Origin of the sequence: Streptomyces canus (genome assembly GCF_030815415.1) — a bacterium.
In the GTDB taxonomy this organism is placed as follows: domain Bacteria; phylum Actinomycetota; class Actinomycetes; order Streptomycetales; family Streptomycetaceae; genus Streptomyces; species Streptomyces canus_F.
The window spans coordinates 1519486-1536457 of the sequence record NZ_JAUSWW010000001.1; the positions used below are offsets into that span (position 1 = coordinate 1519486).

Annotated in this window: 18 protein-coding genes; 7 read left to right on the plus strand and 11 right to left on the minus strand. The window is 71.3% G+C overall.

The window, feature by feature from the left end; translation table 11 throughout:
• Nucleotides 1-44: 44 nt before the first annotated feature.
• The gene (locus tag QF037_RS07120; protein WP_307022949.1) at nt 45-539 is read left to right on the plus strand and encodes an FBP domain-containing protein; all 495 of its coding nucleotides are present in this window, start codon (nt 45-47) and stop codon (nt 537-539) included.
• 1 nt (nt 540) lies between these two features.
• Here QF037_RS07120 and QF037_RS07125 read toward each other — a convergent pair whose 3' ends face one another.
• Entirely contained in the window at nt 541-1533 is a 993-nt protein-coding gene (locus QF037_RS07125) for a quinone oxidoreductase family protein (RefSeq protein ID WP_307022951.1), read from the minus strand.
• Between the two features lie 105 nt (nt 1534-1638).
• Between QF037_RS07125 and QF037_RS07130 the strand changes: the two genes are divergently transcribed.
• On the plus strand, nt 1639-2214 hold the full coding sequence (locus tag QF037_RS07130) for a CGNR zinc finger domain-containing protein (RefSeq protein ID WP_307022954.1): 576 nt from the start codon (nt 1639-1641) through the stop codon (nt 2212-2214).
• A 16-nt stretch (nt 2215-2230) separates the two neighbouring features.
• Here the strand turns inward: QF037_RS07130 and QF037_RS07135 are convergent, their stop codons facing one another.
• Nucleotides 2231-2833, minus strand: coding sequence for a TIGR03086 family metal-binding protein (locus QF037_RS07135; protein ID WP_307022956.1), 603 nt, complete (start codon nt 2831-2833; stop codon nt 2231-2233).
• Nucleotides 2834-2949: 116 nt separating this feature from the next.
• On the opposite strand from QF037_RS07135, the gene QF037_RS07140 reads away from it, so the two are divergent.
• The 3 genes from QF037_RS07140 to QF037_RS07150 all read left to right on the plus strand — a co-directional run bounded on the left by QF037_RS07140 (nt 2950) and on the right by QF037_RS07150 (nt 6517).
• A complete protein-coding gene (locus QF037_RS07140) occupies nt 2950-4185 on the plus strand; it encodes an aromatic acid exporter family protein (protein ID WP_307022957.1) in 1236 nt (411 codons plus the stop codon).
• 35 nt (nt 4186-4220) lie between these two features.
• A complete protein-coding gene (locus tag QF037_RS07145; RefSeq protein WP_307022959.1) occupies nt 4221-5225 on the plus strand; it encodes a hypothetical protein in 1005 nt (334 codons plus the stop codon).
• A 74-nt stretch (nt 5226-5299) separates the two neighbouring features.
• A complete protein-coding gene (locus QF037_RS07150; protein ID WP_307022961.1) occupies nt 5300-6517 on the plus strand; it encodes a lactonase family protein in 1218 nt (405 codons plus the stop codon).
• Here QF037_RS07150 and QF037_RS07155 read toward each other — a convergent pair.
• On the minus strand, nt 6485-7207 hold the full coding sequence (locus QF037_RS07155; protein WP_307037037.1) for a DUF2470 domain-containing protein: 723 nt from the start codon (nt 7205-7207) through the stop codon (nt 6485-6487). The two genes, QF037_RS07150 and QF037_RS07155, sit on opposite strands and share 33 nt — an antisense overlap.
• A 120-nt stretch (nt 7208-7327) precedes the next feature.
• The gene (locus QF037_RS07160) at nt 7328-7936 is read right to left on the minus strand and encodes a TetR/AcrR family transcriptional regulator (RefSeq protein ID WP_307022963.1); all 609 of its coding nucleotides are present in this window, start codon (nt 7934-7936) and stop codon (nt 7328-7330) included.
• A 107-nt stretch (nt 7937-8043) separates the two neighbouring features.
• On the opposite strand from QF037_RS07160, the gene QF037_RS07165 reads away from it, so the two are divergent.
• Nucleotides 8044-9573, plus strand: coding sequence for a cytochrome P450 (locus QF037_RS07165; protein WP_307022965.1), 1530 nt, complete (start codon nt 8044-8046; stop codon nt 9571-9573).
• Here the strand turns inward: QF037_RS07165 and QF037_RS07170 are convergent.
• The gene (locus QF037_RS07170) at nt 9535-10365 is read right to left on the minus strand and encodes a pentapeptide repeat-containing protein (RefSeq protein WP_307022967.1); all 831 of its coding nucleotides are present in this window, start codon (nt 10363-10365) and stop codon (nt 9535-9537) included. The genes QF037_RS07165 and QF037_RS07170 overlap by 39 nt on opposite strands.
• A 146-nt stretch (nt 10366-10511) precedes the next feature.
• On the opposite strand from QF037_RS07170, the gene QF037_RS07175 reads away from it, so the two are divergent.
• Nucleotides 10512-10712, plus strand: a complete 201-nt coding sequence (locus tag QF037_RS07175) for a DUF5999 family protein (RefSeq protein WP_307022969.1) — start codon at nt 10512-10514, stop codon at nt 10710-10712.
• A gap of 9 nt (nt 10713-10721) precedes the next feature.
• Here QF037_RS07175 and QF037_RS07180 read toward each other — a convergent pair whose 3' ends face one another.
• The 6 genes from QF037_RS07180 to rhaS all read right to left on the minus strand — a co-directional run bounded on the left by QF037_RS07180 (nt 10722) and on the right by rhaS (nt 16903).
• Nucleotides 10722-11465: a PIG-L deacetylase family protein gene (locus QF037_RS07180; protein ID WP_307022971.1), complete on the minus strand. Its 744-nt coding sequence runs from the start codon at nt 11463-11465 to the stop codon at nt 10722-10724.
• Between the two features lie 28 nt (nt 11466-11493).
• The gene (locus tag QF037_RS07185) at nt 11494-12795 is read right to left on the minus strand and encodes an alpha/beta fold hydrolase (protein ID WP_307022973.1); all 1302 of its coding nucleotides are present in this window, start codon (nt 12793-12795) and stop codon (nt 11494-11496) included.
• Between the two features lie 103 nt (nt 12796-12898).
• A complete protein-coding gene (locus tag QF037_RS07190; protein WP_307022975.1) occupies nt 12899-13924 on the minus strand; it encodes a LacI family DNA-binding transcriptional regulator in 1026 nt (341 codons plus the stop codon).
• A 79-nt stretch (nt 13925-14003) separates the two neighbouring features.
• Nucleotides 14004-15428, minus strand: coding sequence for a BNR repeat-containing protein (locus tag QF037_RS07195; protein ID WP_307022977.1), 1425 nt, complete (start codon nt 15426-15428; stop codon nt 14004-14006).
• A gap of 43 nt (nt 15429-15471) precedes the next feature.
• The gene (locus tag QF037_RS07200; protein WP_307022979.1) at nt 15472-15792 is read right to left on the minus strand and encodes an L-rhamnose mutarotase; all 321 of its coding nucleotides are present in this window, start codon (nt 15790-15792) and stop codon (nt 15472-15474) included.
• Nucleotides 15793-15823: 31 nt separating this feature from the next.
• Nucleotides 15824-16903, minus strand: a complete 1080-nt coding sequence (gene rhaS / locus QF037_RS07205; RefSeq protein WP_307022981.1) for a rhamnose ABC transporter substrate-binding protein — start codon at nt 16901-16903, stop codon at nt 15824-15826.
• Nucleotides 16904-16972: the final 69 nt, after the last annotated feature.

Consider the following 16972-nt stretch of genomic DNA (forward strand, 5'->3'; position numbering starts at 1 on the left):
CCTCAGGTTTCGGCAACAACATGACGCCCCCAGGAGGCTCCCCCATGAGATCACTGACCGAGCACGACATTCGCGACTCTTTTGTGAACTGTTCCAAGGGGGAGGCCAAGCGCGTGGCCGTGCCGCGCGATCTCGACGAACGCCCCTGGGACGATCTCGACTTCCTCGGCTGGCGAGATCCCGGGGCACCCGACCGCAGCTATCTGGTCACCGAGCGGGGCGGCCGCCTCGTCGGGCTGACGCTGCGCCTGACCTCCGGACACCGGGGCTTCCTGCACCGCAGTATGTGTTCGCTGTGCCTGACGACCCATCCGGGCGGCGGCGTCTCTCTCATGACGGCGCGCAAGGCGGGTGCGGCCGGGCGGGAGGGCAATTCCGTCGGTCTGTACATGTGCACGGACCTGGCCTGTTCCCTCTACGTCCGCGGCAGGAAGGCCCCGCGGAGCACCCTGCGGATCGAGGAGAGTCTGACGCTGGAGGAGCAGATCGCCCGCACGACGGGCAATCTGTCCGCCTTCATCGACAAGGTCCACTCCTGACTCAGTCCACGGCGAGCACGATCTTGCCCCGGTTCCCGCGCCGCTCCAGCTGCTCGTGGGCGGCGCGCGCCCGCGCGAGCGGCAGCACGGTCTCCACCGGTACGCGATAGGCGCCGGCGGCGACCCGCTCGGCCAGTTCACGCAGGTCGGCGCGGGCGTCCCAGCCGTGGCGCTGGCGGTTGGTGAGCTGGAAGCCGAGGATGGCCACGTTCTTCGGGTAGAAGTCGCGGGTGTCGATGGTGCTGGGCGCCAGGGCGACGTTGGCGAGCGCCACGACCCGGCCGCCGTGTCCGACCTGGCGCAGGCTCCGTGCGAAGGCGGCGCCGCCGACGATGTCGAGGACGACGTCGGCGCCGCGCCCGTCGGTGAGCCGCAGCACCTCCTCGACCTCGGCCTCGTCGGGGTAGGCGGAGGTGTCGAGGGTGGTGTGGGCGCCGAACTCCCCCGCCCAGGCCGCCTTCTGCGCCGACCCGGCGAGGGCGATGACGCGGGCCCCGGTCTCGGCGGCGATCTGCACGGCCGCGGTGCCCACCCCGCTCGCGGCGGCCTTCACCACCACGGTGTCCTCCTTGGTGACCTTGGCGAGATGCCGTACGCAGTACCAGGCGGAGAGCCAGGCGATGGGCAGCGTCGCCGCCTCGGTCAGTTCCACCCCGTCCGGCAGGGCGACCACCTGAGTGACGGGCACCGCCGCCAACTCGGCGTAGAAGCCGGGTGACTTCACCCCGTCCAGCGCGACCACCCGCTGCCCGACCGCGAAGTCGCTCACCCCCTCCCCCACCGCGGCGACGACACCGGCCGCCTCGGCGCCCGGGATCAGCGGGGGCCGCCCGACCCGGTGGTAGACGCCGGCCCTCAGCAGGGCGTCCGCCCGGTTCACACCGGCCGCGGCGACCCGCACGAGCACCTCCCCCGGGCCCGCCACCGGATCCGGCACCTCGGCCTCCACCAACACCTCGGGTCCGCCGAACTCCTCGATCCGCACCGCGCGCATACCCCACCCGCTCTCGTCGTGACTGACACCGCTTGAACAGGTGTCACTCTGCGACACCTGTTCAAGCGGTGTCAAGAGACGTGTGCGGCAGGTAAGCTCGCCCTCATGACCAGCACCGACCCCGCGCTCGCCTTTCCGTTCGTCGGCGGCCGCCCCTGTCTGGACTTCGTGGCCACGCTCGGCAAGCGGCACGCCACGCCCAAGGAGCGGCTGCCGGACCCCGCCGCGCTGGCCCGCTGGCTGACGGAGGCGGAACTGACCGTGGGCGAGGAGCCGGCGCATGTCACCGCGCGGGATCTCGCCGACGCGCGCGTGCTGCGCGAGGCCGTCAACCGGCTCGTACGAGCCGCGATGGCCGGGCGGGAGCCGGAGGCGGCCGATGTCGCACTGGTCAACGACGCGGCGGCCAAGCCCGACCTGGCACCCCAGTTCGGCGAGACACGCTGGACGGCCCGGCATCCGGCACGGGCCGCCCTGTCGACGGTGGCCCGGGACGCCGTACTGCTGGCGGGCGGGCCCCTGATCGAGCGGGTCAAGGAGTGCGGGAACCCGGACTGTTCCCTGCTGTTCCTCGACGACTCCCAGGCCCGGCGCCGCCGCTGGTGCTCGATGGACCGCTGCGGCAACCTCGCGAAGGTCTCCGGTTACCGCTCCCGCAGCCGGGCCGCCACCACCCGGTGAAGGCGACCCCCTTCCGTCACGGAGTGCGCGGACCCTCCGGCCGCCACTGGGGATCGCGGCCGAGGAAGGCGAGCAGCGCGTCGGCCCTGCCGGCGCCGTCCGGGACCTTCCGGGCGGGTGCGAACACCCGGTAGGAGTCCCGGAGGTGGTCCACGAGCCGTTCCGCGAGCGGCCAGATCCCCTCGGCCAGTTCCTCCGTCAGCGGCGCGTCCTGGCCGGTCGCGACCGCGATGTCCCAGGCGTGCACGGCCGCGTCCATCGCGGCCGCCGCGGCGGCCATCGGCAGCGGCAGCGGTCCGAGCGGGGTCGGCACCTCGTCCGCGTCGGGGGGCAGCCCGGCGTACGCGTCCGCCACCAGGCGCAGCACCTCCTCCAGCTCCGCCGACGGGTCCGCGGAGAGTGCGTCGGCCGGGGCGAAGGGGTCGGAGTCCGGACGGCCACCGGTGATCGCGAGGCCATAGCCCTGCTGGTCGATGCGGGCGTGGTTGAGAACCTGCCGGGCCGTCCACTCGGTGCACGGCGTCGGCGCTCCCCACGCCGTTTCCGGCACGTCCGCGACCACTTTGCGCAGGTAGTCGTGCGCTTCCGTGAGAACCTCGGGGTCCCGGGTGTCCGTCATCACTGCTCTCCCCACTTGTGTCGGCGGGTTTGTACGAACAATCTAGGCGTCGTTGCGGACAGTTACGGTCCGCAATGTGTGAACGCGGCCAATTGTGGAAGAGGAACAGCCTGAGGATGCGAGATGTACGTGAGTGGATGGCGTCCCTGGTGCGCTTCGTGAAGCGACGCAGGGACCCGGTGGTCGTACAGACGCTGCGGTCGGCGGCCGCCGCGACGATCGCCTACGTCATCGCGCTGCGCCTGAGTCCCGAGGCCGCCCCGCTCACGGCGCCCCTGACCGCGCTGCTGGTCGTCCAGGTGACTCTCTACGCGACGCTCACCAACGGCGTCCGCCGGGTGAACGCCGTGGTGGCCGGTGTCCTCGTCGCCATCGCCTTCAGCCTGCTGGTGGGGCTCACCTGGTGGAGCCTGGGCCTGCTGATCCTGGCCTCGCTCGGGGTCGGGCATCTGGTCAAGGTCAACGAGTACGTGCCCGAGGTGGCGATCAGCGCGATGCTGGTCCTCGGCGTCACGACCGTCGGGGACACCGCGTGGGCGCGGGTGCTGGAGACGCTGATCGGCGCGGTCGTCGGGCTCGGCTGCAATCTGCTGTTCGCGCCGCCGGTGTGGGTGGACGAGGCGGGCGAGTCGATCGAGGGACTCGCCCGCCGGGTGCGGCAGTTGATGCTGAGCATGGGCGAGGAGGCCGCGGGCCGTACGCCGGTCGAGCACGCCACCGAGCGGCTGCACGAGGCGCGGCGCCTGGACCACGACATCGTCGAGGTGGACGCGGCCCTCAAGCAGGCCGAGGACAGTCTGCGGCTCAATCCGCGCGTCCGCGAGGGTCTGCTGCACCGGGTGGTACTGCGCACCGGTCTGGACACGCTGGAGATCTGCACGGTCGTCCTGCGGGTGCTCGCGCGCACCCTGACCGACCTCGCCAAGGAACGTGAGTCCGAGCGGCTGTTCGCACGGCAGGCGGGCGCCGCCGTGGAGCAGTTGCTGTCGGAGATCGCCGACGCCGTGGTGAGCTTCGCGGTGCTGGTCACCACCGACGTCTCCCGTAGCGCCGAGTCGGCGGAGGAGCGGCTCGCCTCCCAGCTCCGGCACGCCGCGGCCACCCGCGACAAGCTCGCCCAGCTGCTCCTGGAAGAGGTCCAGCGCGACGCCCGGCAGTGGCAGCTGCACGGCGCCGTACTCACGGAGGTCAACCGCATCCTCGACGAGCTGGACACCGAGCACCGCTCGCGCCGGCTCCTGGAGGAGCTGGACCGCACCTCCCAGGAGCAGCGCGAGCGGATGCCGCGGCTGACCCGGCTTCAGGAGCGGCTGCGCAGGAACCGTCCCGCCCTCGCCCGTCGTTCTAGGTGACGTAGTCACCAGGGCTGACCAAGGGGGCGGGCAGGATGACCGGCGTACGCATCGACGGGAACACGCTGAGGCTGCCCGGCGGGGTGGCGGTGCGGTTCATCCGCACCCTGCGCCTGCCGGAGACGGGCACGCATCCGCTGCCACCGGGGCTCGGGGAGTTCCCGCTGCGCCGGGTCGCCGACCACGCGGACCGGGTGCCCGAGGCATGGCGGGCGCGCGGCGGGGTGATGCTGCCCGTGTATCTGCGCGAGGCGATGTGGCTGAGCTTCGGCGGCACCACCGAGCCGGCCGCGCTCCAGGTCGGGGCGGGCAAGGTGTGCGCGGTCTCGGGCAAGCCGTGGAGCGACCGGCTCTCGCGCAAGCCGCAGAACTACGTCGTACTGCCCCGGCAGCCGTGGCTGGACGGCATCAACTCCGGCACGGGGACGGTCAAGCAGTTCGTGGCGGTGCCGCTCGGCCTGGGTGCGACCGTCGAGGGGCAGGTCACCGGCGAGGAGGTGTGGGGCGGCGTACAGCTGCAGTCGTTCCCGCTCAAGGACGAGCCGCTCGCGCGGTGGCGCGCGTCACGGGAGCGGGAGCGCACCACCAGGGCGCCGATGCACGCTCTCTCCTTCGGGGCCGCCCCGCAGATGATGGCCGCTCCGGCGCCGGCCGCCGCGGCCGGTATGGGTCTCGGTGTGGGCGGTTCGATGCGCCAGGAGGTCTACAAGGACGACCGTCCGGTGTCCGACTGGGCCGAGCGGCCCGGCGGCCGGGTCTTCGTGCATCTGGTGACGCCTCCGCAGTGGCGTCGCATCACCGGCGAGGAGCCCCCGCCGTCGCCCGTGGACCGCTCGGCGTACACGCAGGCGGGGCTGCCCTGGTACGACTACTACGACCAGGACGCGGAGGATCTCGCCCCCGCGGACACCCTGGAGGGGGTGAAGCCGGTCGGCGACTGGCTCGGCGACGATCACGAACCCTGGCAGGCACCGCACCCTTCGCAGGTGCTGCCGCTCAAGGACGCGCCGGGCACGCCGGTGCAGGACGGCGACTGGTAGAGCCGTTTGCACGTGCGGGGTGGTCCACGTCAAGGTGGTGACGGCTGAGGCAACCGACCATCCGAGGTGCGTGCATGGGCAGGGGCGACTGGAGCAGGCGGCGATTCGTCGCCGCCCTCGCGGGGACGGGAGCCGCGGCGGCGGGCTGCGGCGAGTCGCCGGGCCGTGCTGCGTCGGCGCCTACGACGTCCGCCACGGCCTCGGCGCCCAAGGCGCCCGGGACTGCTGAGGCAGCCACCCCCAGCGCCGCACCGACGCCGACTGGTCCCCGCCCCCTCCACCTCGGCACGTACACCTCCGTCGAGGGCGGCGGCACCGGCATCGGCTTCGCCACCTACGACCCGGCGACGGGCGAGGTGACCGTCGGCAGGCCGCTCACCGGTGTCGGCGACCCGTCGTATCTCGCCGTGCATCCCGACGGCCGCACGCTCTACGCGGTGAACGAGCGGGAGCAGGGGGCCGTGACCGCCGTACGGCTGTCCGACCGCACGGTGCTGGGCAGCCGGGGCACGGGCGGCGGTGCGCCCTGTCATGTGTCGGTGCATCCGGGCGGGCGCTGGCTGCTGAGCGCCAACTACGGCTCGGGCAGCGTGGCGGTGCACCCGATCGACGCTTCGGGGGCGATCGGCGAGCGCGCCGACCTCGTCACCCATTCCGCCCCGGAGCCCGGGCCCGGCCAGGACGGCCCGCATGCCCATCAGATCGTGACGAGTCCCGACGGCGGCCATGTCCTCGCCGTCGACCTGGGCACGGACACCGTCTACACCTATCGGCTCGACGAGCGGACCGGGAAGCTCACCGAGGTCGCGCGGGCGCACACCCGGCCGGGCGCCGGACCGCGCCATCTGACCTTCCACCCCGAGGGCCGGTACGCCTATCTGGCCAACGAGGCCGACAACACGGTCGCCGTCTGCGCCTACGACACGAGGACCGGACGCCTCACGATCGGTGCGGCACAGTCCACGGGGACGGGGCCGGGCACCAGTTACCCGGCACAGCTCCTGGTGACGCCGAACGGGTCGTACGCCTATCTCGCCAACCGGGGCCACAACAGCCTCACGCGCTACGCGGTCGAGGCGGACGGCGCCCGGCTCAGGCTGCTGGACACCGTGCCGGTGTCCGGGGACTTCCCGCGGCAGATCGCCTTCTCGCCGGACGGAGCGCTGCTGTTCGCGGCGAACCAGCGCTCCAGCACGGTGAGCGTGTTCCGGGTGGACGAGGACAACGGTGAACTGCGGCTCGCGGGAAAGCCGTTCGCGTCACCCGTCGCCGTCTGTGCGCTGCCGCTGTAGGGCGCGCGGGCAGGAGGCGGAGGCGGCCTGGGTGAGCAGGACGTGCATCCGCTCGGTGAGCTGCGCGACGTCGTCGGCGGGACGGTGGAACGGCAGGCGTACGTCGCCCTGGGCGCGGGTGCGCTCGATGCGCAGCGTCAGTCCGTGCCGGTCGACGGCGATCGGCTGGACCTTCACCGCGCCGTGCAGGCTGTCGGGCTCGACGAGCCGGGTGAGCCGCTCGACTGCGTCGGAGTGGCAGTCGGCGAGGTGGGTCAGCAGCCGGGCCTCGGCCGTGGCGAGGGGGTCGGGTGCGGCGGCGGCGAACTCGTCGAGGTCGACGACCACGGCACCGGACGGCTCGCGCAGCACCACCCGCGTCGCCCGGAACACCAGGTCGCCGTCCTCGGGGACGAACCAGCCGGCGAGCCAGAGGCGGGCCCGGATACGGTTGCGCACGGGGACGGGCGAGACGTCGGCGAACTCCAGCACGGCGGACGGCTCGCCGCGAGGCGCGCAGATCGCGGCCGCGAGCAGGGCACTGTCCTCCGGCACCTGAAGCCGCACCCGGCCGTCCTCGGTCACGGTGTGCGCGCCGACGAACTCCTCTCGGCCGCCGTCCGCGGTCACCGCGCAGGACCACGCGGTGTCGAGCACCGAGCGCGCCCGCTCCGCCGCGGCGGGCGCGGCCGCCCAGCTGTGTTCACCCATCCCAGCACCCATCCCGGAACCTCCTCTTAGGTAAGCCTTGCCTAACCTATCCGAGAGCGGGGTGTACGCCAACCGGCGACCTGAACCTTTGCGGGTCCTTTTCCGCGTACGCGGGTGCGGTCAGGGCGCGACGACACCCAAGAGGGCCCGTGCGCACAGGTCCCGCACCTGTTCGCGCGAGAGGTCCGAACCCCTCAGCCACTCCAGACAGACGGCGGTGGTGAAGGCCAGCCAGCCGCGCACGGCGAGCCTGGTGTCGGGCCGCGTCTCGAGGACCGCACCGAACTCCGGGTCCGCGGCCAGCGCGGCCAGGATCTGCCGCTCCTGCGCGGCGAGTGCCCGCTGGTAGACCTTGCGCACGGCCTGATCCCCGGCCGCGTCGGCCCGGTGGAAGGCACGGTAACCGTGCGCGTGGGCCTCGACGTATTCCAGGAACGTGTCGAGTCCGGCCGTCAGTTGTTCGCGCGCCGGGACGCCGGGCACGGCCGCGGTCATCCGCAGCATCCGCAGGCTCTCCCGCTCGACGACCGCCGCGAAGAAGTCCCGCTTGGTCGGGAAGTAGTGGTACAGCAGCCCGCGCGAGACCCCGGCGATCTCGGCGACGCGCTCGATCCACACCTCGTCGTACGGGCTCTCCGAGAACAGTCGCGCGCCGACGGCGAGGAGCTCCTCACGGCGCTCCTCGGTGCTGAGGCGACGGCGTGTGCGTGCGCCCTGCTCGGCGGCCATGGCAGCACTTTACTTGACGCCGGTTCAACAACGGGATCAGACTGAGCACGCTATTGAACTCACGTACAACACGCTCGATCCGCCGGTGCTTCAAGGGAGATGGCGTCATGGCGAGGACGACGACCGGGACCGCTGCGCCCAGGGGGTTCCGCAGCGCGGAGCACGGCTGGCCCGAGCTGCACCGCATCCCGCACCCGCCGCGCCGCCTCCCCCTCCTCGGCGACGTACTCGGCGCCAACCGGAGCACACCGTTGCAGGACTCCCTCAAGTTCGGCCGCATGCTGGGGCCGATCTACCGGCGCAAGGCCTTCAACCGGGAGTTCGTGTTCGTGTGGGGCACCGAACTCGCGGCCGACCTCGCCGACGAGACGCGCTTCGCCAAGCACGTGGGGCTCGGCATCGCCAATCTGCGGCCGGTCGCCGGGGACGGGCTGTTCACGGCGTACAACCACGAGCCGAACTGGCAGCTGGCACACGATGTGCTGGCACCGGGCTTCAGCCGTGAGGCGATGGCGGCCTACCACCCGATGATGCTGGCCGTGGCCGAGCGGCTGACCGACCACTGGGACCGGGAGACGGCTGCGGACCGCGCGGTGGACGTTCCCGGGGACATGACCAAGCTGACGCTGGAGACGATCGCCCGGACCGGGTTCGGGCACGACTTCGGTTCCTTCGAGCGGGACCGGCCGCATCCGTTCATCACGGCGATGGTCGGCACGCTGACGTACGCGCAGCGACTCAACACGGTGCCCTGGCCGGGGTTGTTGCGGGAAGCGGCGCGGCGCAACGAGGCCGACATGGCCTATCTGAACCGGACGGTCGACGAACTGGTCCAGGAGCGTCGTACGGCGAGCGGAGGCGGGGACGGGGACCTGCTGGACCGGATGCTGGAGACGGCCCATCCGGAGACCGGGGAGCGGCTGTCGGCGCAGAACGTCCGGCGCCAGGTGATCACCTTCCTGGTGGCCGGTCACGAGACCACCTCGGGTGCGCTCTCCTTCGCCCTGCACTACCTCTCCCGGCACCCGGACGTCGCGGCACGCGCGCGTGCCGAGGTGGACCGCGTGTGGGGCGACACGGCCGTCCCCGGCTACGACCAGGTGGCCAAGCTGCGCTACGTACGCCGGGTGCTGGACGAGTCGCTGCGGCTGTGGCCCACGGCGCCCGCCTTCGCCCGCGAGGCGCTCGAGGACACGGTGCTCGCCGGGCGGCATCCGATGCGGCGGGGTGCGTGGACGCTGGTCCTCACGCCGATGCTGCACCGCGATCCCGAGGTGTGGGGTGCGGACGCCGAGCGGTTCGACCCGGACCGGTTCGACCCGAAGGCCGTACGGACCCGGGCCCCGCACGCCTTCAAGCCGTGGGGCACGGGCGCCCGGGCGTGCATCGGCCGGCAGTTCGCGCTGCACGAGGCCACGTTGGTGCTGGGTCTGCTGCTGCGCCGGTACGAGCTGGGGGCCGACCCGGACTATCGGCTGCGGGTGACGGAGCGGCTGACGTTGATGCCGGAGGGGCTGCGGCTGCGGCTGAAGCGGCGGCAGGGTTCCGCCACGGCCCGCCCCGCGACGGCGCCGGCGGCCGACGAGGAGGCACCGGTCTCAGAGCCGCGGTGCCCAGTGCACGGGGCGGGTGACTGAGCCGGGAAGCCTCGTGCCCGCGCTGCCCCTGGCCGCGTTCAGCTGCGGCTGGGTCAGGAAGAACGCGTCGGTCAGGTCGGCGTCCGTGAGGTCGGTGTCGCGCAGGTCGGCACCGATCAGGTCCGCGCCGCGCAGATCGGCGCCGGTGAGGTCGGCGGCGATGAGGTAGGCGCCACGGAGGTCGGCACCGCGCAGGTCGGCGCCCTTGAGGCGGGCGCCCATCAGGTCGGCGCCCCGGCGGTCCTTCTTCTTGCCGCGGGTGACCGCGCGGACCAGTTCGCTGGTCCTCAGCAGGAGCACGTTGACGTGCTGACGGTGCGCGGCCACGTCCAACGCGCCCAGTTCCTCGGGGGGTTGCAGCGTGAGCTGCTCCGTCCGCTCCAGCATGCGGCGCAGGTCGGCGTGGACCGGGCGGGCGGCGGGCAGGGTGAGGGCCTCGGTGAGGTACCAGAGCAGCTCGTGCAGCTGGCGGACGACCGGGAACAGGTCGAACATGCGGCGGGCGTCCTCGCGCGGGACCGTGCGCCAGTCCCGGCCGCCGAAGGTGACCTGGGAGACCTTCTGTCCGGCGCCGAAGCAGTCGTAGACCGTACAGCCGGTGAAGCCCTTCTGCCGCAGCCGGTCGTGGATCCCGCAGCGGTGGTCGTCCTGGAGGTTCGAGCAGGGCGTGCCGGCCGGCTTGTCCACGGCGAAGTCCCTCGACGCCGTGAAGGGCAGGGCGACGCAGCACAGCCCGAAACAGCTCGCACAGTCGCCGCGCAGGTCGGCGGGGCCGACTATGTGATCTTGCATGTTTCCAGCATACGGAACGAACCTCACCGATGAATTTCTCGCCCTGTGGGGGTCTCTACATACAAGAGAAAACAAAGTCGGCTACCACTGAGAAGCAGGCCGACGGAACCAGGAGAACCACCCGCCCAAAACCGTGGAGAGACGTCATGTGCAGCCACCAGCCCGCGTGCCCCACCGCCGACAGCACGAACCACCACGCCGCGATCATCGTGTCGTCCCACCCGGAACAGGGCTGGCACCTGCTGTGCAACGGCACGATCGTCTTCGACGACACCGGTGAACTCCTCCCGGACGGCCGGGTGGTGAGCCCGCGGCGTGCGGTCGGGACGCTGGTCGTGGCCGCCTGACTTCGCCTCTTACCGACTGAACAGTTCGAACGTCACGGCCGGCTTTCCGCCGAACCGCTCCCCCGTCGCCGTGGCATTGCCCATCAGGAAGCCGCGGGCATACGTCTCCGGGTCCTCGCTCGTCAACGCCTCGATGTACGTGCGGTGTTCGAGCAGTGAGCGCACCGCGCGCTCCAGACCGGCCGACGCGTCCGCCGCGTGGGTGGGGGTCGACGAACCCGCGACGGCCACCCAGCGGACGCCGTTCCACGGCTCCAGTCCCTGTTCCAGCAGCTCCGGGAAGATCCAGCGGTTGCCGGCGTCGGCGGCCGCGTCCAGGGTCGCGCGGCCCACCGCGACATGGTCCGGGGTGTTCCAGGCGACGCCGCCCCAGGTGTCGCGGTGGTTGAGGGTGATCAGCAGTTCCGGACGGTGGCGGCGGATCGCGGCGGCGATGTCGCGGCGCAGGGCGGGGCCGTACTCGATCACACCGTCCTTGTGGTCGAGGAACTCCACCGTCGACACCCCGACGACCGCCGCACTGGCCCGCTGCTCCCGCTCACGCAGCGGACCGCACTTGTCGGGCTCCAGGGTGTCGATGCCTGCCTCGCCGCGGGTCGCGAGGACGTAGGCGACCTCTCGGCCACCGTCGGTCCAGGCGGCGATCGCGGCCGAGCAGCCGTACTCCAGGTCGTCCGGGTGGGCCACGACCGCGAGGGCGCGCTCCCAGTCCTCGGGCATGGGCAGAAGCTGAGTGGGCGTCGGCTCTGTCATGCTCCGAGATTAATCCGCGCCCCCGGCGTCACGCCTCGTCGCGTGCGAGCGCCAGCAGCCGGTCCAGGACGCGGGGGCCGCCGGCCCGGACGCCGTCGTGCTCGAACTCGTCGGTGATCCAGGTGCGCAGGCCGCGGATCGAGCGGGCGGTGCCCAGGGAGTGCGCGGTGTCGACGTACATGTCGTCGTGGTAGACGGCCGCGGCGACCGGGACCTCGTTGGCGGCGAGCCGGGCACTGTCGTACAGCGGCGTCCAGTCGGTGCGGGCGGCGAGGAGTTCGGCGGTCTCGCGCAGCGGGCGCAGCGCCGGGTCGGTCTCGAACATCCAGGGGTGAATGGACTCGCCGGTGAACAGCAGCGGTCCGTCGCCCGCGAGCGCCTTGGCGGCGTCGAACTGCGGGAACTCGGTGCGCACGCGCTCGGCCGACCAGTTCGTGGGCCGGGCGTCCTGGCCGTAGGTCGCCTCGTGGACGAGGGCGTAGAGCGGGTGGCCCGCGTACGAGAGGAGGCTCTGGACCTCTTCCTGGAAGGCGTCGGAGAGCGCCGGGCCGTTCGGGGTGCGGACGAAGGCTTCTTCCAGGAGGAAGTGCAGCCGGTGGCTGCCCTCGCCGCCGCCGAGGAGGATGCCGAGGGACTGGAAGGCCTCGACGGTGAGGCGGTAGCCGTTCGGCAGGGTCACCTCGTGGTGGAGGAGATGGTCGGCGATACGGCGGGCGCGTTCGACGTCCTGCGGGTAACGGGCGTAGTGCGCGGCGACCTTGCGCTCGATGCGCGGGTGGGCGGCGCGGTAGACGTCGTCGGCGTGGGCGTCGAGGGAGGGCAGGCCACCGGTGATCACCGCGGCGGCGAGGCCTTCGGGGGCGGTGGAGAGGTAGTTCACCGCGCAGAAGCCGCCGAAGCTCTGGCCGAGGACGGTCCAGGGGGCGCCGCCGGTGAGCCGGGGGCGGATCGCCTCGCAGTCGCGGACGATCGAGTCGGCGCGGAAGTGCGTGAGGTAGTCGGCCTGCTCGGCAGGGCCGCCGCGCAGCGGGAGCGTCTGGCGGTTGGCGGGTGTGGAGTGGCCGGTGCCGCGCTGGTCCAGGAGCAGGACACGGAACTCCTTGAGGGCACGGCCCAGCCAGGCGGGCCTGCCGACGAAGCGGTTCGCGCCGAAGCCGGGTCCGCCCTGGAGGTAGACCAGCCACGGCAGGTTCTGCTGCGCCTTCTCCCCGGCGACCACCTCACGGGCGTAGAGCTCGATCGTCTCCCCCGTGGGGTCGTTGTGGTCGAGCGGCACGGTGAAACGGCGGTCGGTGAGGACGACGCCGGGCTGGCGGTAGGTCGCGGTCAACAGGGCTCCCGGGACGGACGGACTACTTCAGGCACGTCCCAGTTCAGCACATGTCCGTCCGATATCCGATCCCCGGGATCATGAAATCGTACGGACCGGTGGATCAGCGGGCGGAGAGACTCGAGCGCCGTACGACCAGTTCGGGCTGGAGCACCACCCGCCGGTGTTCGTGCCGGCGCGTCACGGTCTCCGTCTCCGTCTCCTCCAGCAGCAGTTCCGCGGCCAGGGCGCCCATGGTGACGGCGGGCTGGCGGACCGAGGTCAGGGGAACGGCCGCGGCGGCGGCGAACTCGATGTCGTCGTAGCCGACGATGGCGAGGTCGTCGGGGACGTTTATCCCGGCCGCGTACATCGCCTGGAGCACACCGAGGGCCAGCAGGTCGTTGGCGCAGAAGACGGCGGTGGGGCGGTCGGCGAGGCCGAGGAGGCGGGCGCCGGCGTCCCGTCCCGCGGCGACGTCGAGGCGTTCGGTGGGCAGTTCGCGCAGCACGCCGGGGGCGAGGCCGGCCTCGGCGAGCGCGTTGAGGGCGCCGGTGCGACGGTCGCGGACCTGGTTGAAGCCGGGCGGGCCGCTGACGTACGCGATGGAGCGGTGTCCGGCGTCGATGAGATGGCGTACGGCGAGGGCGCCGCCCGCGACGTCGTCGACGGAGACGGAGCACTCCGTGGTCCCCTCGGCGACGCGGTCGACGAGGACGAAGGGGATGCCGTGGCGCCGGAAGCTCTCGATGTTGCGGCCGGTCGCGTCGGCGGGGGTGAGCAGGACGCCCCGGACCCGCTGTTCGGCGAAGAGCGAGAGGTACTCGGCCTCCTCGCCGGGGCTCTGCGCGCTGTTGCAGACCATCACGCCGAGCCCGGCGTCACGGGCGGCCCGTTCGGCGCCGCGCGCGACGTCCACGAAGAACGGGTTGCCCATGTCGAGGACGAGCAGCCCCATGATCCGGCTGCGGCCCGCGCGCAGTTGGCGTGCGGACTCGCTGCGGACGTAACCGAGCCGGTCGATCGCGGACAGGACCCGGGCCCGGGTCTCGGTGGCGACGGAGTCCGGACGATTGATCACGTTCGACACCGTGCCCACCGAGACTCCGGCGGCACGGGCGACGTCCTTGATACCCACCGACTGGGCCATCGGGCAGGGACCTCCAGGTGAACAAGGAGCGGCGGGCAGGTCTTCACATTACCGGCACGCCGCTCCAGGACGACTTCGGTCAGGCGGGAAGCGCGAAGTCGACGACGTGCAGTGCCGAGGGCGTGGTTCCGCTGGACTTCTCCTGGTACATGACGGACAGGACGTTGTCGGCCTTGATCCGCATCTCGTCGATCACGACCTCGCCGAACGCGTTGAGGCCGCTGCCGTCGAAGAGGATCTTCCAGTCGGTGTATCCGGAGGCCGCGGAGGCGCCGGCGATCCGGCCGAACGGGAAGACCGCGTAGGCGTTGTCGTACTTGTCCAGGACGAGTCTGGTGCGCTGGCTGGAGCCGAGCACCACCGGTATCTCGGTCTTCTGCCAGGTGCCCGACGCGTTCTTGCGGACGTGGAACGCCCGGCCGTTCGCGGTCCGGTCGGACACGTAGTTGGTGGTGCACTGACCGAAGCGCCCGGGCACGTAGCTGATGATCGCGTGCGGCCGGCCGGCGGAGTCGGTGGCCTGGCTCTCCTGGTTCATCAGGGAGTGGTCCGGGTTGAGCGCGTCGATGACGAGGCCGGAGTCGGTGACGGCGACCTTGTCGGAGCCGCCGGTGGTGCCGACGACGGTGCCCGCGTTGTTGCGCCAGGTGCGGCCGCGGTCGTCGGAGTAGACGTAGCCGGTGTCGTGGTTGGTGATGCCGCCGCTGGAGCACATCACGGCGCCGTTCTGCTCGCGCCAGGTGAAGAAGGAGTGCAGCCGGCCGTTGACGTCGTAGTCGATGCCGTGCAGGTACATGTTGCGGGCCGTGGAGGAGCCGTGCTCGCTGGTGTAGGTGCCGGTGGAGCTGGACCACTCGCCGAGGTTCGTCCAGGTCGAACCGTCGTACTCGGCAAGGGCGTTGCGGCCGTTGCCGGATATGGCGACGCGGTAGCTGAGCTGGAGCTTGCCGTCGGGGGTGGAGATGAACTGCGGGTAGGTGAACTGCGAGGTGAGGGCGAGGCCGTCGAGGGTGGACTGCGGCGCGCCGAACCGGCTCGCGGTCCAGCTCAGTCCGGACGGGTTGTCCATGAGCCCGGCCACCGACTTGACGTAGGTGAAGCCGTCGCTGTGGGAGTCCATGTTGAGGTGGAGGCGGCCGTCGATCTTGGAGACGCCCATGGAGATGACGTTGTGGGAGTCGCTGGCCTTGAGGGTGTGACCGACCTGGACCGTGGACCAGGTGGTGCCGCCGAGGACGCGGCGTCCGACGACGGCGTTCTTGTCGGCGGTGTACCAGACGGCGTACTGGTAGCCCTTGTAGGTCAACAGACCGTTCTTCTGGAACGAGTTGTTGTTGACGAGGCCGTCGTAGGAGACGAAGAAGACGGCCTGGCTGTCGAGCGTGGTGGTGCCGGTCCGGGTGACGGAGGGGCCGGGGTCGGCGGCGCGGGCGGTGCCGGCGCCGAGGGCGGGGGTCATCACGGCACCGGCGAGGGCGGCGCCCAGCAGCGTACGTCTCTTCATCTCGGGGGACTCCATTGTCGGCGAGCGGGAAGCGCGGATGGGATCAGGCGAGGTGGAACACTTCGGTGAGCGGTTTCATCGCCTCGTCGGGGCGGGTTCCGTCGAGGGATTCGAAGAACGGGGCCATCTCGGCCTGCCAGCGGGCGTTGACCTCGGCGGCCGCCATGCCGTCGAGGGCGGCCTGGAAGTCCTCGGTCTCCAGGTAGCCGACCAGCAGGCCGTCGTCTCTGAGGAAGAGCGAGTAGTTGTGCCAGCCGGTGGCCGAGAGCGCTTCGAGCATCTCCGGCCACACGGCGGCGTGCCGTTCGCGGTACTCGGCGAGCTTGTCCTGACGGACCTTGAGCAGGAAACAGACGCGCTGCATGAAGTACCAGCTCCCAGCGGGACAGAGGGGACTAGAAGTTGAACTGGTCGATGTTCTTGGCGTTGAACACGGTCGGCTTGCCGAGGTTGATCACGCCGTCCTTGCCGATGGCGTAGGTGGTGCCGCCGGCCTTGAAGGTCTCGCCTTCCTTACCGGTGATCTGACCCGAGACCAGCGCCACGGCCGTCTGCGCGGCCAGCGCGCCGAGCTTCGAGGGGTCCCACAGCTCGAACGCCTCGACGGTGCCGTTCTTGACGTACTTGCGCATGTCGTTGGGGGTGCCGAGGCCGGTCAGCTTGACCTTGCCCTTGTACTTGGAGCCCGACAGGTACTGGGCCGCCGCCTTGATGCCGACGGTGGTCGGGGAGATGATCCCCTTCAGGTTCGGGTACTCCTGGAGCAGGCCCTGGGTCTGCTGGAAGGACTGCTGGGCGTCGTCGTTGCCGTACGCGGTCTTGACGAGCTTGATGTCCTTGTACTTGGGGTCCTTCAGCTCGTCCTTCATGAAGTCGATCCAGGTGTTCTGGTTCGTCGCCGTCTGCGCGGCGGACAGGATCGCGATCTCGCCCTTGTAGTCGATCTGTTCGGCGAGCAGCTGCACCTCGGTGCGGCCGAGGTCCTCGGCGGAGGCCTGCGAGACGAAGGCGTTGCGGCAGTCGGCCTTGGTGTCGGAGTCGTAGGTGACGACCTTGATGTCGTTCTTCATGGCCTGCTTGGTCGCGGTGCACAGGGCGCCCGGGTCCTGCGCGGAGATGGCCATCGCGTCGACCTGCTGCTGGGTGAGCGTGTTGACGTAGCTCACCTGGCCGGCGGTGTCGGTGGCGTTGGACGGGCCGACCTCCTTGTAGCTGGAGCCCAGCTCCTTCAGGGCCGCCTCGCCGCCCTTGTCCGCGGAGGTGAAGTAGGGGTTGTTGACCTGCTTGGGCAGGAAGCCGACGGTCAGGCCCTTCTTGGTGGCCGCGTTCGGGTCCGCCTTGGCGGTGGAGGCGGCCGAGGCACCCTCGTCCGCGACGTCCTTCTTGGTGGTGCCACCACAGGCAGTCAGGGCCAGGGCGAGGGAGGTACCGGCGGCGAGGGCCGCACAGCTACGGCGGAGGGAAGACTTGCGCATGGCGTGGAGTCCTTTGAACGAGGGTGAAGTGGACGCGCCCCAAAGGGGCGCGGGGAACTGCGCGACCAG

What these genes read in the sequence shown, in the direction of transcription:
- QF037_RS07165 (WP_307022965.1), top strand. Translation starts at nt 8,044, where the DNA reads ATGGCGAGGACGACGACCGGGACCGCTGCGCCCAGGGGGTTCCGCAGC.
- QF037_RS07125 (WP_307022951.1), bottom strand. Translation starts at nt 1,533, where the DNA reads ATGCGCGCGGTGCGGATCGAGGAGTTCGGCGGACCCGAGGTGTTGGTG.
- QF037_RS07150 (WP_307022961.1), top strand. Translation starts at nt 5,300, where the DNA reads ATGGGCAGGGGCGACTGGAGCAGGCGGCGATTCGTCGCCGCCCTCGCG.
- QF037_RS07155 (WP_307037037.1), bottom strand. Translation starts at nt 7,207, where the DNA reads ATGGGTGAACACAGCTGGGCGGCCGCGCCCGCCGCGGCGGAGCGGGCG.
- QF037_RS07120 (WP_307022949.1), top strand. Translation starts at nt 45, where the DNA reads ATGAGATCACTGACCGAGCACGACATTCGCGACTCTTTTGTGAACTGT.
- QF037_RS07180 (WP_307022971.1), bottom strand. Translation starts at nt 11,465, where the DNA reads ATGACAGAGCCGACGCCCACTCAGCTTCTGCCCATGCCCGAGGACTGG.
- rhaS (WP_307022981.1), bottom strand. Translation starts at nt 16,903, where the DNA reads ATGCGCAAGTCTTCCCTCCGCCGTAGCTGTGCGGCCCTCGCCGCCGGT.
- QF037_RS07140 (WP_307022957.1), top strand. Translation starts at nt 2,950, where the DNA reads ATGCGAGATGTACGTGAGTGGATGGCGTCCCTGGTGCGCTTCGTGAAG.
- QF037_RS07170 (WP_307022967.1), bottom strand. Translation starts at nt 10,365, where the DNA reads ATGCAAGATCACATAGTCGGCCCCGCCGACCTGCGCGGCGACTGTGCG.
- QF037_RS07145 (WP_307022959.1), top strand. Translation starts at nt 4,221, where the DNA reads ATGACCGGCGTACGCATCGACGGGAACACGCTGAGGCTGCCCGGCGGG.
- QF037_RS07200 (WP_307022979.1), bottom strand. Translation starts at nt 15,792, where the DNA reads ATGCAGCGCGTCTGTTTCCTGCTCAAGGTCCGTCAGGACAAGCTCGCC.
- QF037_RS07195 (WP_307022977.1), bottom strand. Translation starts at nt 15,428, where the DNA reads ATGAAGAGACGTACGCTGCTGGGCGCCGCCCTCGCCGGTGCCGTGATG.
- QF037_RS07160 (WP_307022963.1), bottom strand. Translation starts at nt 7,936, where the DNA reads ATGGCCGCCGAGCAGGGCGCACGCACACGCCGTCGCCTCAGCACCGAG.
- QF037_RS07190 (WP_307022975.1), bottom strand. Translation starts at nt 13,924, where the DNA reads ATGGCCCAGTCGGTGGGTATCAAGGACGTCGCCCGTGCCGCCGGAGTC.
- QF037_RS07175 (WP_307022969.1), top strand. Translation starts at nt 10,512, where the DNA reads ATGTGCAGCCACCAGCCCGCGTGCCCCACCGCCGACAGCACGAACCAC.
- QF037_RS07135 (WP_307022956.1), bottom strand. Translation starts at nt 2,833, where the DNA reads ATGACGGACACCCGGGACCCCGAGGTTCTCACGGAAGCGCACGACTAC.
- QF037_RS07130 (WP_307022954.1), top strand. Translation starts at nt 1,639, where the DNA reads ATGACCAGCACCGACCCCGCGCTCGCCTTTCCGTTCGTCGGCGGCCGC.